Source organism: Hydrogenophaga taeniospiralis CCUG 15921 (assembly GCF_001592305.1).
Taxonomy (GTDB): domain Bacteria; phylum Pseudomonadota; class Gammaproteobacteria; order Burkholderiales; family Burkholderiaceae_C; genus Hydrogenophaga; species Hydrogenophaga taeniospiralis.
The window spans coordinates 1-15901 of sequence record NZ_BCWR01000005.1 but is presented as its reverse complement, the minus strand read 5'-3'; the positions used below and the strand labels follow the sequence as shown (position 1 = coordinate 15901).

14 protein-coding genes are annotated in these 15901 nt (G+C 68.7%); 9 read left to right on the top strand and 5 right to left on the bottom strand.

Features of this window, described 5'->3' with window-relative positions:
• Position 1: 1 nt before the first annotated feature.
• From HTA01S_RS06605 to HTA01S_RS06585, 5 genes are all read right to left on the bottom strand, one after another.
• Positions 2-790 (bottom strand): slipin family protein, encoded by a 789-nt coding sequence (locus tag HTA01S_RS06605; protein WP_068168251.1) that lies wholly within the window; start codon positions 788-790, stop codon positions 2-4.
• Complete coding sequence (locus HTA01S_RS06600) at positions 780-2249, bottom strand: NfeD family protein (RefSeq protein ID WP_068168248.1); 1470 nt, start codon at positions 2247-2249, stop codon at positions 780-782. The genes HTA01S_RS06605 and HTA01S_RS06600 overlap by 11 nt, the downstream gene beginning before the upstream one ends.
• A 162-nt stretch (positions 2250-2411) precedes the next feature.
• Positions 2412-3335: a ribose-phosphate diphosphokinase gene (locus HTA01S_RS06595; RefSeq protein ID WP_068168246.1), complete on the bottom strand. Its 924-nt coding sequence runs from the start codon at positions 3333-3335 to the stop codon at positions 2412-2414.
• Positions 3335-4918 (bottom strand): thymidine phosphorylase family protein, encoded by a 1584-nt coding sequence (locus tag HTA01S_RS06590; protein ID WP_068168243.1) that lies wholly within the window; start codon positions 4916-4918, stop codon positions 3335-3337. Before HTA01S_RS06590 ends, HTA01S_RS06595 begins: the two co-directional genes overlap by 1 nt.
• 72 nt (positions 4919-4990) lie before the next feature.
• The gene (locus HTA01S_RS06585) at positions 4991-5710 is read right to left on the bottom strand and encodes a GntR family transcriptional regulator (protein ID WP_068168240.1); all 720 of its coding nucleotides are present in this window, start codon (positions 5708-5710) and stop codon (positions 4991-4993) included.
• 79 nt (positions 5711-5789) lie between these two features.
• Here HTA01S_RS06585 and HTA01S_RS06580 point away from each other — a divergent pair, with 79 nt between their 5' ends.
• From HTA01S_RS06580 to HTA01S_RS06540, 9 genes are all read left to right on the top strand, one after another.
• A complete protein-coding gene (locus HTA01S_RS06580; protein WP_068168238.1) occupies positions 5790-7175 on the top strand; it encodes an aromatic ring-hydroxylating dioxygenase subunit alpha in 1386 nt (461 codons plus the stop codon).
• Positions 7172-8650: a glutamine synthetase family protein gene (locus HTA01S_RS06575; protein WP_068168235.1), complete on the top strand. Its 1479-nt coding sequence runs from the start codon at positions 7172-7174 to the stop codon at positions 8648-8650. The genes HTA01S_RS06580 and HTA01S_RS06575 overlap by 4 nt, the downstream gene beginning before the upstream one ends.
• 14 nt (positions 8651-8664) lie before the next feature.
• Positions 8665-8988, top strand: a complete 324-nt coding sequence (locus HTA01S_RS06570) for a 2Fe-2S iron-sulfur cluster-binding protein (RefSeq protein ID WP_068168232.1) — start codon at positions 8665-8667, stop codon at positions 8986-8988.
• Positions 8989-9138: 150 nt separating this feature from the next.
• Positions 9139-9837: a fumarylacetoacetate hydrolase family protein gene (locus tag HTA01S_RS06565; protein WP_068168229.1), complete on the top strand. Its 699-nt coding sequence runs from the start codon at positions 9139-9141 to the stop codon at positions 9835-9837.
• A 205-nt stretch (positions 9838-10042) separates the two neighbouring features.
• Complete coding sequence (locus tag HTA01S_RS06560) at positions 10043-11095, top strand: TRAP transporter substrate-binding protein (RefSeq protein WP_068168226.1); 1053 nt, start codon at positions 10043-10045, stop codon at positions 11093-11095.
• 87 nt (positions 11096-11182) lie between these two features.
• Entirely contained in the window at positions 11183-11737 is a 555-nt protein-coding gene (locus HTA01S_RS06555) for an NUDIX hydrolase (protein ID WP_068168222.1), read from the top strand.
• 61 nt (positions 11738-11798) lie between these two features.
• On the top strand, positions 11799-13001 hold the full coding sequence (locus tag HTA01S_RS06550) for an MFS transporter (protein ID WP_068168219.1): 1203 nt from the start codon (positions 11799-11801) through the stop codon (positions 12999-13001).
• Between the two features lie 118 nt (positions 13002-13119).
• A complete protein-coding gene (locus HTA01S_RS06545) occupies positions 13120-13965 on the top strand; it encodes an AraC family transcriptional regulator (protein WP_068168215.1) in 846 nt (281 codons plus the stop codon).
• Between the two features lie 125 nt (positions 13966-14090).
• Positions 14091-15881, top strand: coding sequence for an alpha/beta hydrolase family protein (locus HTA01S_RS06540; RefSeq protein ID WP_084235910.1), 1791 nt, complete (start codon positions 14091-14093; stop codon positions 15879-15881).
• Positions 15882-15901 lie beyond the last annotated feature (20 nt).

Genomic DNA, 15901 nt, shown 5'->3' with positions numbered 1-15901 from the left:
TTCACGCCCGCCGGACGGGCTGCGGTGGCGACTCGGGCGGATGCAGCATCCGCCCCAACAAGTCCATCGGGAGCGGGAACACGATGGTCGAGGCGCGGTCGCCGGCCACCTGGGTCATGGTCTGCAGGTAGCGCAACTGCATGGCCTCGGGCTGCTGCGCCAGCATCTGCGCGGCTTCGAGCAAAGACACCGCCGCCTGTTTTTCGCCTTCGGCATGGATCACCTTGGCGCGCCGCTCGCGCTCGGCCTCGGCCTGGCGCGCGATGGCCCGCACCATGGATTCGTTCAGGTCGATGTGCTTGATCTCGACGTTGGTCACCTTGATGCCCCAGGCATCGGTCTGCGCGTCCAGGATCTGCTGCACATCGAGGTTGAGCCGCTCGCGCTCGGCCAGCATTTCGTCGAGCTCGTGTTTGCCCAGCACCACGCGCAGCGTGGTCTGCGCGAGCTGGCTGGTGGCCATGAGGTAATTTTCCACCTGGATGATGGCCTTGTCGGGCGCCACCACGCGGAAGAACACCACCGCGTTGACCTTGACCGAGACGTTGTCGCGCGAAATCACATCCTGTGGCGGCACGTCCATGGTCACCACGCGCAAGTCGACCCGCACCATCTGCTGCAGGCCCGGCACCACGATCACCAGACCGGGGCCTTTGATCTTCCAGAACCGGCCCAGCTGGAACACCACGCCGCGCTCGTACTCGCGCAGGATGCGAAACGACGACGCCAGCAGGATCAGCACCACAGGCACGAGGATCGTGCCCAGCCCCAGGTTGAAATCAAACACCATGGACGCCTCCTTGCTGTGGGTTGGGAGATGGGGATGGCGCGGCGGCCTCGGGCCGCACCTGCAGCAACAGGCCGTGCAGGGCCTCCACGCGCACGCGCTGCCCGGGCCGCAGCGCAGTGTCCGAGCGCACCTGCCAGCGCTCGCCACGCACCTCGGCCCAGGTCCGGCCATCCTGCTCCTGGACCACCTCGCCCAGGGCACCGACCATGTCTTCAGCGCCGCTGACCACGGGCGCGCGGCGCGCCCGCAGCGCCATGCCCCCACCCAGCAGCACCGCGGCCGCGGCCGTGACGGCGATGCCGAAGAGCAGTGGCAGCGGCACGCCCATGCCGGGCACGTCGCGGTCGAACAGCAGCAGGCCGCCGGCCATGAACGCGACGACACCGCCCACGCCCAGCACGCCAAACGACGGCGACAGCAGCTCGGCGGCGAGCAGGGCAAAGCCGAGCAGGATCAGAGCCAGCGCCGCGTAGTTCACGGGCAGCAACTGCAGCGCGAACATCGCGAGCAGCAAACAGACCGCGCCCGCCGTACCGGCCAGGCCGAAGCCGGGCGAGGAAAACTCGAACATCAGGCCATAGACCCCGATCATCAGCAGGATCAGCGCCAGGCTGGGGTTGGCGATCACGCCCAGCAGGCGGTGGCGCCAGTCGGGCGGCAGGGCCTGGGTGCTCAGGCCGCGCGTCTGCAGGCGCAGCTCGCCACTGGCCATGCGCACGGTGCGCCCGTCGATCTGGCGCAGCAGGTCCGGGATGTCGCTGGCCACCACGTCAATCACCTTCTCGCGCAAGGCCTCGGTCGCGCTCAGGCTCACCGCCTCGCGCACCGCGCGTTCGCCCCACGCCACGTTGCGCCCGTGCCGGATGGCCAGACCGCGGATGAAGGCGGCCGCGTCGTTGACCTGCTTGGCGGTCATGGCGTCCGGGGGCGAGGCAGGTGCCGGTGCGTCCGGTTCGCCGGGCTTGTCTTTGGGGGCCGGGTCGGCGTCGGGCCGCTCCCTGGGCGCCTGCGGCGCGCCGGGCATGCCGATGGCCACCGGTGTGGCCGCGCCCAGTGTGGTGGCCGGCGCCATGGCGGCGACGTGGCTGGCGTAGAGGATGTAGGTGCCGGCACTGGCCGCGCGCGATCCTGGCGGGCTCACATAGGCGACCACGGGCACCGGCGAGGCCAGCACGGCCTGGATGATCTGGCGCATGGAGCTGTCCAGCCCGCCCGGCGTGTCGAGCTCCAGCACCACCAGGGGTGCGCCCTGCCGCTGCGCGCGCTGCAGCCCGCGAACGATGTAGTCGGCGCTGGCCGGCCCAATGGCGTCATGCACCGTGAGCACCATGGCTGGAACGGCGGCATGCGCGGCAACCTCCGCCAGACCCAGCAGCAGCGCCACCAGCGCGCAACGCCCTGCCACACGGAGGGCCCGCCCGGCAGACGCCGCAGCATCCACGACCCGATCGAACCGCATCGCACCTCCTGCAAGAAGCACCACGAGCCCACTGTAAGAGTCTGAGGGGTATCGCGCAAGCCGGCCGCTCCGCACGGCGCTGGCATGCAGGCAGGTTCATCGCAGCCGGCGTAGCGGCGTCGCCGCCCTACCCGGCGCGCCCCACGCCCCGCTGCGAGGTGTTCAAGCTGCGGATCGGCCGACCGCGACGAGTTCGCGCAACACCTCGGCCACGACCGGCACGATGCTCACCGTGTTGCTCGGGTGCGGGATGCAGTCGGTGCTCCATATCTGGCCCGCGCCCGCCTCGCGGATGAGCCGCACCGCGTCGGCGGCGAACAACGCGTGGGTCACGGCCACGTCCACCGAGGCCGCGCCCGCCGCGCACAGCAGCCGCGCGGCCTGCGCCACCGTGTGGCCCGAGCTGGCCACGTCGTCCATCAGCACCACCTGGCGCCCGGCCACGGGCAAGGCGGGCAGCTCGATCTCCACCTCGTGGTCACCGTGCCGGGTCTTGCGGCACACCGCGTGGTCCCAGCCAAAGCGCTGCGCGGCGCCAGACACCCATTGCAGCGACTCTTCGTCGGGGCCGATCAGCACCGGCCGCACCCGGTGGCGCGCGATGTGGTCGGCCAGCAGCGGCGCGCCGCTGAGCACGATGGCGTCGCGAACCGGCACGGCCTCGCTCAGCATGGTCACGCGGTGCAGGTGCGGGTCCACGGTGATGACCGCGTCGAACAGGCTGGCGAGGAAACTGCCGATCACGCGCTGGCTGACCACCTCGCCGGGGTTGAAGGCGATGTCCTGGCGCATGTAGGCCAGGTAGGGCGCCACCAGCGTGAGGTGACGCGCGCCGAGCTGGCGCGCCGTCTGCGCGGCCAGCAGCAGCTCCACCAGTTTTTCGTTGGGCTGGTGCAGGCCGCGCCAGAGCACCACGCGCGCCGGCAGCGCTTCGGGCAGGCGCAGGCGCAGCTCGCCGTCGGGGAAACGGTGGCGCGCGATCAGGGCCAGCTTCAACCCGGCCGCGTGGGCGGCGCTGGCCGCAATGACACGCTCGTTTTCAAAACACAGCAGACAGCCGGCCAGATCGTTCAGGGATGCGTTCATCAGAACTCCACAAACACATGGGGCAGTTGCCCAGCGCTGCCGATGCTGTAGCCGCTGGCGCGCGCGCTGGCCTGGCGCGCAAATTCGAGGTCGGCGGCGTAGCTGGCGTACACGCGGTAGAGCACGTCGCCCGCGGCCACCGTGTCGCCCAGCTTGCACAGCAGGTCCACGCCCGCACCCTGCACCTTGGGCGCGCCGGCCAGCCGTGCGATGAGCGCGATCTGCAGGTTGTCGATGCCCGCCACCAGGCCCGCCTCGGGCGCCAGCACGTCCAGCGTGAGTACTCCCAGCGACGGGTGGTGGTGGTCGAAGCCGTGCGAGCCCTGGGCCTCGATGATGGCCTGCATCTGCGCCAGCGCGCGGCCCGAGTCGAGGATGTCGCGCGCGATGCGAAAGCCGTCGCCCCCGCGCACGTCCGGGCTGCATTCAATGATGCGGCCGGCCAGCCGCAGCGACTTCTGGCGCAGATCGTTCGGGGCCTGCGGATCGTTTTCCAGCACCTGCATCACATCACGCGCTTCCAGCACCGGCCCCACGCCATGGCCCACGGGCTGGCGGCCGTCGGTGATCACCACGTCCAGTGAGAGGTGCAGGCGCTGCGCCACGTACTCAAACAGGCGGCGCAGGCGCTGCGCCTCGGGCATGGAACGCACCTTGGCCGTGGGGCCGATGGGAATGTCGAGCACCAGGTGGGTGGCGCCGGCGGCGATCTTCTTCGACAGGATGGAGGCCACCATCTGCCCTGGCGAGTCGATGGACAGCGGCCGCTCGACCGAGATCAGCACGTCGTCGGCTGGCGAGAGGTGGGCCGTGCCGCCCCAGGCCAGGCAGCCTTTGTGCGCGCGCACGATCTCGGTGAGGCGGTCGAACGGCAACTGCACATTGGCCAGCACTTCCATGCTGTCGGCCGTGCCCGCGGGCGAGGTGATGGCGCGCGACGAGGTCTTGGGAAACACCAGCCCGTAGGCCGCGACGATGGGCACCACCAGCATGGAGGTGCGGTTGCCCGGGATGCCGCCGATGCAGTGCTTGTCCACCACCAGCGGCTCGCGCCAGTTGAGCCGGCGGCCCACAGCCACCATGGCCTCGGTGAGGAAGGTCACCTCTTCGCGGTCGAGCTCGTTGCGGTTGCTGGCGACCACGAAGGCGGTCAGTTCGATCTTGGAGTAGCGAAGGTCGGCGATGTCGCGCACGATGGCATGAAAGTCCTCGCGGCCCAGGCGCTCGCCGTTGATCTTGCGAAACAGCGCGGGAATGGACTCGGGCGGCTCGGCCTGCGACACCGAAGCGGGATGGCCGTCGGGCACTTCGAGCTGCCTGAAGGCGTCTTCCGACACGCCGAGCTGGTTGTGCCCGACGATGCTCGCGTCGTCCACCACGTTGAGCGTGGCCAGGATGCGTTTGCCGTTGGCGCGCACCTCCACCTTGGACAGGGCCTGGAAGCCCTCGGCCCGGTAGACCGCGCAGTCGCGGTGCAGGTAGGCCACGTTCTCGTGGTAGGTGTCGATGGCCACGCGCCTGAGCGTCAGGCCGCTGTCTGCGGTGCAAGGCTGATCGGTGAGGGTCTGGCTCAAAGCGCTCATGGCATACCCGCATGGGCTGCGGTTCGGTCTGTTTGACCCACACGATACACCGGCCCCGGGCCAGGGCCAGGGCTACCCGACCACCAGCCGCATCCCTGGCATGAACCGCTCGGACTCGGCGCGCCGCTCCAGCGCCAGCCGCATGTTCATCTGCGCCACCTCGGTGTGCTCCACACCGAGCGCCTGCGCCCGCGCGCCCTCGCCCCGGCGCAGCGCGTCGAAGAGCATGTGGTGCTGGCGGTGCGCGTAGAGCATCCAGTCGCGGTCCAGCGCCACCGTGCCCTGCATAGGCAACATGGCGGACGCCGGGGCGAACGGCAGCTTGTCGTTGAGCGCCACGGCGCGCTGCAGCGCGCGGTTGCCACAGGCCTCCAGGATCAGCGCGTGGAAGCGGTCGTTCATGGCCGCGTAGGCTGCGTAGCTCTCGATCGTGAGCGGGCTGTCGGCCAACAGCCGGTCGCCCTCGTCCAGGCAGGCCTGCAAACCGCCCTGCAGCTGGCGCGACACGCCGTGTTCGGCCACCAGGCGCGCCGCCATGCCTTCCAGATGGCCCCGCACCGCGATCGCGTCGGTCACCTCCTGGGCGGTGAACTGGCGCACCAGGTACTTGCCGGTGTCGTTGGCCTCGACCAGCCCCTCCTGCTCCAGCGTGACCAGCGCGGCGCGCACCGGCGTGCGCGAGGCGCCCAGGCGCTCGGCCAGTTGCTGCTCGGCCAGCCGCTGACCGGGCGCGAACTCGCCGCTCAGGATCAGGTCGCGCAGTTGCATCAAAACGGTTTCTTGCAGGCTCATGCCGCAAACTGTACACTGAATCGTCAAAACGGGATACCGTTTGATCAACACCCGCCGACCAGCCCACAGGAGCCCCCACATGAAAGCCGAACTGAACCAGCGCATCACCCAGGTCGGGCCGGGTACACCGGGCGGTGATCTGCTGCGCCGCTACTGGCAGCCGGTGGCCCTGCTCGACGAGTTCAACCCCGCGCTGGACCCGGCCATGGCCGTGCGCCCGGTGAAAGCGGTGCGCGTGCTAGGGCAGGACTTCGTGCTGTTCCGGAACGCCCAAGGCGCCTTCGGCCTGCTCGACCGCGACTGCCCACACCGCGGCGCCGACCTGGCCTTTGGCCGCAACGAGGGCGACGGCCTGCGCTGCCCTTTCCACGGCTGGAAGTTCGACGTGAGCGGCCAGTGCACCGAGACCCCGGCCGAACCCGCCGGCAGCACCTTGTGCACCCGCATCCGGCAGCGCAGCTACCCGCTGATCGAAAAAGCCGGTGCGTTGTTCGGCTGGTTCGGCCCCGAGGGCAGCACGCCGCCGCCCTTCCCCGCGCTGGACTGCTTCGAAGCGCCCGCTACGCACAGCTTCGTGTTCAAGGGCCTGTGGCACTGCAACTGGCTGCAGGCCTTCGAGGTCGGTATCGACCCGGCGCACGCTTCGTACCTGCACCGCTTCTTCAACGATGCCTCGCTCGAAGGCAGCTACGGCAAACAGTTCCGCGGCGCCAGCGTGGGTGAGGTGGGCGGCGAGCGCTGGCCCATGACCAAGGTGATGCGCGAATTCGGCCAACCCCAGATCAGTTTCACGCAGCAGCCCTACGGCATCCAGCTGACCGCCCTGCGCCCCATGACCGAGGCGCTCACCCACGTGCGCATCACCAACGCGGTGTTCCCGCAGACCTTCGTGATCCCGCTCTCCGAGACCATGACCATCACGCAGATGCACGTGCCGGTGGACGACACGCGCAGTTACTGGTTCGCCTTCTTCACCAGCTTCGCTGATCCCGTGGACAAGGACACCATGCGCAACCAGCGCCTGGACGCCGTCACCCTGCCCGACTACATCCCCAAATCGGGCCGCCACAACAACTGGGGCTTCAACGCCGAAGAGCAGCAGAACCGCACCTACCTCGGCATGGGCGAGGACGACATCAACGTGCACGACCAGTGGGCCTGCGAGAGCATGGGCGCCATCCAGGACCGCACGCGCGAACACCTGGGCACGACCGACAAAGTGATCATGGCGAACCGGCGAATGCTGCTGCAGGCCATGGACACCGTGGAGCAAGGCGGCACGCCGCCCGGCATCGCCGACCCGGCACAACACACCCACATCACGGGCCCCGACACCGTGGACGGCATTGCCCCCGCCGAGGGCTGGCAGACCTGGTGGCAGGACGCGGTGCGCGCCAAGCGCGCAGGCGCGCCCTGGCAGAACGCCGCCGCGCAAGCCGCAACCGAAACGGCCGGCGCGAGATGAGCCATTTCGCCCAACGCTGCGGCCTGCACGACGCGGCCCGCGAAGCCGCCTGCCTGCAGACCGCCCAGCTCATCGAAGCCAGCGGCGTCCAGCGCGTGCGCCTGGGCTGGTGCGACGCGCACGGCATGCTGCGCGGCAAGACGCTGATGGCGCACGCCGCCATCAAGGCCCTGCGCGACGGCGTTGGCATGGTCGGCACGCTCATGCTCAAGGACACCGCCGACCGTACCGCCTGGAAGGTGTTCGAGGCCGGTGGCGCGGACGACCTGCCCGGCTTTGCCGGCGCGGCCAACCTGGTGCTGCTGCCGGACCCGGCCAGCTTCACCCCCCTGCCCTGGCAAGCCCACACCGGCTGGCTGCGCTGCCAGCCCTGGTTCGCCGACGGCACGCCCGTGCCGCTGGACACGCGGCGCGTGCTGCAGCGGGCGCTGGCGCGGCTGGCCCAGGCGGGCTATGGGCTCAAGACGGGGCTCGAGGTGGAATTCCACATCTACCGCATCACCGACACCGCGCCCCAGCTCGACCCCGAGCGGGCCGCCTGGCCCGGCCTGCCGCCGCAGGTGGAAATGATCCACCCCGGCTACAACCTGCAGTCCGAGGCCCTGATCGACCTGGCGGATGAACCGCTGTCCATCGTTATGCGCACCGCGCAGGCGCTGGGCCTGCCCTTGCAGTCGCTGGAAATCGAGCTGGGTCCCAGCCAGGTCGAGGCCGTGTTCGACGCCACCGACGCGCTCACCGCGGCCGACCAGATGGTGCTGTTCCGCAACGGTGTGCGCCAGGCGCTGCGCCGCGCCGGTTACCACGCCACCTTCATGTGCCGCCCGCCGTTTCCCAACATCATGTCCAGCGGCTGGCACCTGCACCAGTCGCTGGTGGACCTGGCCACCGGGGGCAACGCCTGCGTGCGCGACGCGCCCGCAACGGGCAGCACTCCCGCCGACGCGCGCCACACGCTGTCGGACGCCGGCGCCCACTGGCTCGCCGGCCTGCTGGCGCACGCCCCGGGCATGACGGCGCTGTGCACGCCCACCATCAACGGCTTTGGCCGCTTCCGCCCGAACGCGCTGGCGCCCCAGAGCGTGATCTGGGGCCAGGACAACCGCGGCGCCATGCTGCGCGTGGTGGGCGCGGCCGGCGACGGGGCCACCCGCATCGAAAACCGCGTGGGCGAACCGGCGGCCAACCCCTATCTCTACATCGCCGCGCAGATCCACGCCGGGCTCGACGGCCTGGAGCGTGGCCTCATGCCCCCGCCCGCCTGCGAAACCCCCTACGCCGAAGGCTTCGAGAAAATCCCCGGCACACTGAGCGATGCGCTGGACGCCCTGCGCGACGACGCCGCGCTCAACCAGGGCCTGGGCCCCGATGTCGTGCGCTATTTCTGCCGCATCAAGCGCAGCGAAATTCATCGGCACGCCCAGGCCGAAGACAAGGCCGACTTCGAACGGCGCGAATACTTCAGCCGCATCTGAACCTTTTCACCACCATGATCCACATCCGATTCATCGCCGCCGACCAGTCGGTGCAAGACATCCAGGCCGAACCCGGCCAGAGCCTCATGAAAGCCGCCGTGGACGCCAACGTGCGCGGCATCGAAGCCGACTGCGGCGGCACCCTGACCTGCGCCACCTGCCACGTCATGGTCAACGCGCCCTGGATCGACCAGTTGCCGCCCCCGGTGGCCGACGAGCGCGACATGCTGGACTTCGCCGCCTGCCCGGCCCAGGCCGACAGCCGCCTGAGCTGCCAGATCGTGCTCACGCCCGAACTCGATGGCCTGGTGGTGCGGCTGCCGGCGAAGCAGCATTAGGCTCCCCCCGCGCCGCCTGCGGCGTCACCCCCCAGGGGGCGATGCCTGCGGCCTGGCAAAGCCAGTTCCGCGGCATCCTGGGCACAGGCACGTGCGCCGGAGGCACACTGTGCTGCCGCGAGTTTTCTTTAACCTCTTTCCCTCCCTCTTATGACCTCCTACACCTTCACCCCGCCGCCTGTCGTGTCCGTGCCTGTGGTCGGCCGTGCCGAGCGCTTCCCGGTCCACCGCATCTACTGTGTGGGCCGCAACTACGAAGAACACGCCAAAGAGATGGGTTTCACCGGCCGCGAGCCGCCGTTCTTCTTTCTCAAGCCGGCCGACGCCATCGTGGTCGCCGAGCCGGGCCAGGTGGCCACCATTCCCTACCCCAGCCTCACGTCCAACCTGCACCACGAGATTGAACTGGTGGTGGCGATCGGCAAAGGCGGTCGCGGCATCAAGGCCGAAGACGCCGCCAGCCACATCTACGGCTACGCGGTCGGCCTGGACATGACGCGCCGCGACCTGCAGACCGAGATGAAGAAGCAGGGCCGGCCCTGGTGCATCGGCAAGGGCTATGACCAGTCGGCCCCCATCGGCCCGATCACGCCCGCGGCGGACGCGGGCGACATCCACCATGCGGCCATCTGGCTGCAGGTCAATGGCAGCGACCGCCAGCGCAGCGCCGTCAGCAAGCTCATCTGGAACATCGCCGAAACCATCGAGCACCTCTCCAACGCCTGGGAACTGCAAGCCGGCGACCTGATCTACACCGGCACCCCCGAGGGCGTGGGCGCGGTGGTGCGTGGCGACACCATGACCGGCGGCATCGACGGCTTGAGCGGCATCACCGTCCAGGTGGCCTGAACCCGGCCCACCGGCCCCGGGTTTACCCCTGGGGGCTCCTTCCTATAATTCCGCAGGGGTGAATTGGTTTTACAAAAATAAATCACGCAAACCGCCCCCGCGATCCCTTTTGCGGGTTTGACCCCTGCCCGGCGCGGTGCGAAACCCTTACCGTTGTCGGGTCTTGCCTTCCCTCATCGTTCGACCGACCCCAGGAGACTTCCCCATGATCCAGCGCAGAACCCTGCTTCAATCCGGCGCCGCCGTGGCCTTTGGCGCGCCCGCCCTTGTCGGCTTCGCCCAGCAGACCGTCACCCTCAAGTTCCACACCTTCATGTCGCCGCAGTCCAACGTGTGGCTCAACATGCACAAGGCCTGGATGGACAAGGTCACCAAAGACTCGGGCGGCCGCATCAAGTTCGAGGCCTATCCAGCCATGCAGCTCGGCGGCTCGCCGGTGCAGCTCTACGATCAGGCGAAGGACGGTGTGGTGGACATCGTCTGGACCCTGCCGGGCAACACCCCGGGCCGCTTCCCGCGCATCGAAGTGTTCGAGCTGCCGTTCATGATGAACAACGCCGAAGCCACCTCCAAGGCCTACTGGGAATACGTGCAGACCGTCGCCAAGGACGAGTTCAAGGAAGTGCAGCCGATCGCCCTGCAGGTGCATGGCCCGGGCATGTTCCACATGCGCAACAAGCAGATCAAGACCGCCGAAGACCTCAAGGGCTCCAAGGTGCGCGGCCCGACCCGCCAGATCACCAAGATGCTCGGCTACCTGGGCGCCACGCCCGTGGGCATGCCGCTGCCGCAGATCCCCGACGCGCTCTCCAAGGGCGTGATCGACGGCTGCGTGATCCCCTGGGAAGTGGTCCCCGCGGTCAAGGTCCAGGAGCTGGCCAAGTTCCACAGCGAGTTCGACCCCTCGGGCGGCGCGCTCTACACCACCACCTTCATCCTGGCGATGAACAAGGCCAAGTACTTCTCGCTGCCGCCCGACCTCAAGGCCGTCATCGACAAGAACTCGGGCCTGGAAACCTCGGCCTGGCTGGGCAAGGTGCAGCAAAGCGGCGACAAGCCGGGCCGTGAGTCCGCCGTGAAACTCGGCAACTCGATCTACACCATCCCCGCGGCCGAGGCGCAGGAATTCAAGCGCAAGGCCCGCCTGGTGGAAGTGGAGTGGGTGCAGGACATGGACAAGCGCGGCTTCAACGGCAAGCAGTTGCTCGACACCGCCAAGGCCCTGATCGAGAAGCACGGCAAGACCACTAAGGGCTGAACGCCAACCGCGACGGGGGCTGCGCCTCCACACCTCCTGAAGGGCTCCGCAAGGGGCCCTTTTTCATTTCCCCCTACACTTTGCGGCATGCACCGCAGCCCCATCCAGCACTGCAGACAATGCGGCGCCGCCGTCAGCTACCGTATCCCCGACGACGGCGACACCAAGCCCCGCGCGGTCTGCCCCGTCTGCCACACCATCCACTACGAAAACCCGCTCAACGTCGTCGGTACCGTGCCCGTGTGGGGCGAGACCGGCGAATACGTGCTGCTCTGCCTGCGCAACATCGAACCCCGCCGGGGCAAGTGGACGCTGCCCGCAGGCTTCATGGAGCTGGGCGAAACCACCGCGCAGGGCGCGGCCCGCGAGACCGACGAAGAAGCCGGCGCGCAGTTCGAAATGGGCGAGATCTTCACCCTCATGAACGTTGCGCGCGTGGGCCAGGTCCACATCTACTACCGCGCGCGCCTGCTCAGCACGCACTTCAACCCCGGCAGCGAAACCATCGAGGCCCGGCTGTTCACCGAAGACCAGGTCCCCTGGGACGAGATCGCGTTTCGCACCGTCAAGGAAACACTGGAACACTACTTTGCCGACCGGCGCGCGGGCCGCTTCGGCTTTCACGCCTTCGACATCGCCTAAGCGCAGCGGCTGAGCCCATGGCGTTCGCACCGATGGGCCCCACCGGCCGCATCCCGCAGGCATGACGACCCCGCAGCAGCGCAACTGGCCCATCGTGCTGCGCCTGGGCACCGCCCAGACGCTGGCCTGGGCCTCGTCGTATTACCTGCCCGCCCTGCTCGCCCGCCCCATGGCCAGTGGCCTGGGCTTGCCGGTCTCCCACGTCTGGAGCGCCTTCACGCTGGCGCTGCTGGCCTCGGCCGCGCTCGGCCCCTTCGCCGGCCGCGCCATCGACCGCTGGGGCGGCCGCCCGGTGCTCACCGGCAGCAGCCTGCTGTTCGCCGCCGGGCTGGCGGGTCTGTCCCAGGTGCAGGGCACGGCGGGCCTGATGCTGGCCTGGCTGGTGCTGGGCATCGCCATGGGGGGCGGGCTCTACGAAGCGGCATTTGCCGCCCTGGTCCGGCTGCAGGGCACCCAGGCGCGGGCCTCCATCACCGGCATCACGCTGCTGGCCGGCTTCGCCAGCACCGTGGGCTGGCCCTTGAGCGGCCTGCTCGAAGCCCAGGTCGGCTGGCGCGGCGCCTGCCTGGCCTGGGCCGGGCTGCACCTGCTGGTGGGGCTGCCGCTCAACCTGGCGCTGCCCCGCGCCGCGGCCCTGCCCGGCCCCACGACCACGCCTGCGCATCCACCGGCCCCGCTGTCCGCCACGGCCCCGCCGGCGGCCCATCAAACACCCCCGCCACCCGCCTATACCGCGTGGGTGCTGGCCTATGTGTTTGCGGCCACCTGGTTCATCAGCACCGCCATGGCCGCCCACCTGCCGCAACTGCTGGTGGCCAGCGGCGCCACACTGGCCGGCGCGGTGGCAATCGGTGCCCTGGTCGGCCCGGCCCAGGTGGCGGGCCGCCTGCTGGAATTCGGGCTGCTGCGCCACCTGCACCCCTTGTTGTCGGCCCGCTGGGCAGCGCTCGCCCACCCGGTGGGCGCGGGCCTGTGGATGCTGCTGGGCCCGGTCGCCGGCCCGGCGTTTGCCGTGCTGCACGGCGCGGGCAACGGCATCCTCACCATCGCCAAGGGCACCCTGCCGCTGGTGTACTTCGGCCCGCAGGGCTACGGCCAGCGCCAGGGCCTGATCATGGCGCCCTCGCGGGTGGCGCAGGCCTTTGCGCCCCTGCTCTTTGGCATGTGCATCGAACGCTGGGGTTCGGGCGCGCTGTGGGTTTCCAGCGGCCTGGGCCTGAGCGCCCTGGCCGCGCTGCTGTGGCTCCGCGGTGGAGATCGGTAGTGACCCTAGCTATCACGCTTCTTCAGCCGGCATAAGAATCAGACCCTTGCCCTCCGGACGCGCCCGTTCAATACCGTGCGAGCCCATCCGGCGTTGAGGAACTTCCCAGCAGTCCACCATGCGCATCGCCCCTCTGCCAGGCCCGCAAGGCCTTTACAACGTCTCGACCATGCCGCGATTCCTGCTCGACAGCTGGCGTGTCGGGTGGCAGGGTGCGTACTTCACCGACATCGCCGGGGCGGACGAAGGCATCGTGGATCATGGCCACGCGCGCTACTGCATCCAGCGCGGCATGCATCAGGAGTCCCGCCGCCAGCTCGGCCACCGGGACTGGCGTGGGTTTGCGCCCGGCTTCTCGATCTGGCGCGCGGGCGACGAACAACGCTTCGAATGGCGCGACGGTGGGCGCTCGCAGTTTCTTTTCATCGCCCCGGAAATCGTCGAGTCCGTGCTCGGTGATTCGCGCATCCTGGCGCCATCGGGACAACAGGCGCCCTTGCGCTCGCACCTGCTCGAACTGCTCTTTGATGCGCTTGCGGCCGATCTTGCGCAAGGCAGTCCGAGCGGCCCGCTGGTCGGCGAGTCGTTGATCGCTGCGCTCCTGGCGCACCTGGCGGGTCTGCGGGAACCCAGGAGCGACCCAGCAAAACGCAGCTGCGCCCAGGCCATCGCACTGATCGAGGCGCGCTTCGCGCAGCCTGTGACCTTGCACGATCTGGCCGAAGCCTCCGGCCTGGGCGTGCGGCAGTTGTGCCGCGCTTTCCGCGAAGCCACCGGCCTGTCCCCACACCAGTACCTGCTGCAGCGCCGCGTCGAACACGCCAAGCTGCTGATCGCTCGCGGCCATCCGCTCGCGGAGGTGGCCCTTCAGAGCGGCTTTGCCGACCAAAGCCAGCTGACCCGCCACTTCGTGGGCCACGTCGGCACCACGCCAGGCCGCTACCGCGACAACGTCGCGCACTGACGTCCGGATTCGACAAAGCCCGCCAGAAGCGACAAGACGCACGCCCGGCGCCGGCGTAGATTGCCTCCGGCCCATCGGCCGCCCCAGGCAGACCGATGGGTGACGACAACCATCGGAGACACATCATGCAAAAACACACCTCGGTCGCGCCCGTTCTGGCGAACAGCCCGGCCGCGGCCAACGCCAGCGGGCCAGACACCCACTTTTCAAAACGATCCGCCTGGCTGCTGTGGGGTGGCCTGCTCATCGTCCTCGCGGGCGCCTTGCTCGCGCACTTCATCCAGACCGCTGGCGGTGTGCGCATCCAGGACGTGCGCTTCACGGGCGCAGATGGCACCCCGATGAGCGCGCACCTTTACATACCCGCCAGCGCCACATCCAAAACACCCGCACCGGGCATCCTCGCCGTCCACGGCTATTTCAACTCGCGCGAAGCACAGAGCGGATTCGCCATCGAGTTCGCCCGACGGGGCTACGTGGTGCTCGCGCTGGACCAGACCGGCCACGGCTACAGCGCGCCGCCCGCGTTCGCGAACGCATTCGGTGGCATCGACGGCCTGAAGTACCTGCGCAGCCTGGACTTCGTCGACAAGGACAACATCGGTCTCGAAGGCCACAGCATGGGCGGCTGGACCGTCGTCAATGCCGCGGCGGCGATGCCGGACGCCTATCGCGCCCTGGTGCTGGAAGGCTCCAGCACCGGTGCGCCATTCGCGCCGGAAGGCACGCCGGACTTCCCGCGCAACCTGGCGGTGGTCTTCAGCCAGTACGACGAATTCCCCGGGATCATGTGGCAGATTGGCGCGGCGAAAGACGTGGCGTCGAGCAAGAAGCTCTGGAGCGTCTTCAGCACCGATGCACCGGTCGAGACCGGCAAGGTCTATGGGGACATCGAAGGGGGCACCGCACGCATCCTCCACACCCCCGCCATCACCCATCCGATGGACCACATCTCGCCGACGGCGATCGGGCACGCCATCGACTGGTTCCAGAAAACGCTCAAAGGCGGCAACCCGAGACCCGCAGACGACCAGGTGTGGCACTGGAAAGAAACCGGTACGGCCATCGCCTTGATCGGGCTGGTCGCCTTTGCCCTCGGTCTGTTTGCGACCTTGTTGCGGTTGCCCTACTTTCAGTCGCTGTGCACCCCCGCGGTTGCCGAAGCTCCAGCACAAGCACGTGACGGCAAATGGTGGGCCACTGTGATTGCCAGTGCGCTGGTTCCCGCGCTGACCTTCCTCCCGCTGTGCCGGCTGGGCGGCGATCTGCTGCCCGCATCGACCCTTCTTCCGTCCCTGTTCGTCAACGAAATCGCCTTCTGGGCGCTGGGCAATGCGTTGATAGCGCTGATCGTGTTGCGCGTAGTCGGCACCAAAGTGCTGCAGGGATTCGACCAGATAGCACGGTCGGCGGTCATTGCGTTGATCACGTTCGGCGTGACCTATTCACTCGTGGCGGCGGTGCAGTTTTTCCTCACGGTGGACATGCGCTTCTGGTTCATGGCCTTCAAGCCGATGAGCGCCTGGCAGGCGTCGGCCTTTCCGGTCTACCTGCTGGTCTTTGCCGTGTTCTTCGCCGTCCTGTTTCGTGCGCACTTCGCAATGCTGGGCCAACGCGTGTCCGGGGCCGTCGGCCTGTACGGACTGTCCGTGGCCACGTTCGCCGGTGGCTTCGTGCTCTTCCTGGGGGTGGAGTACGGTTCGCTGCTCCTGGGCCACAAGCTGATCGAGTTCCACATGTTCGACCCGCTGCGCATCATCATCGCGATCAACTTCGTCCCGGTGATGGCCGCCGTGGCGATCGCCGGGGTGTTCATCTACCGCCGCACCGCGCGGGTACTCCCCGCGGCGTTCCTGTGCGCACTGTTCGTGACCTGGTACATGGTCGTGGGCCAAGCCATGCAGAGCGCGCCATAAGGCTTTCGCTCAGACCCGTT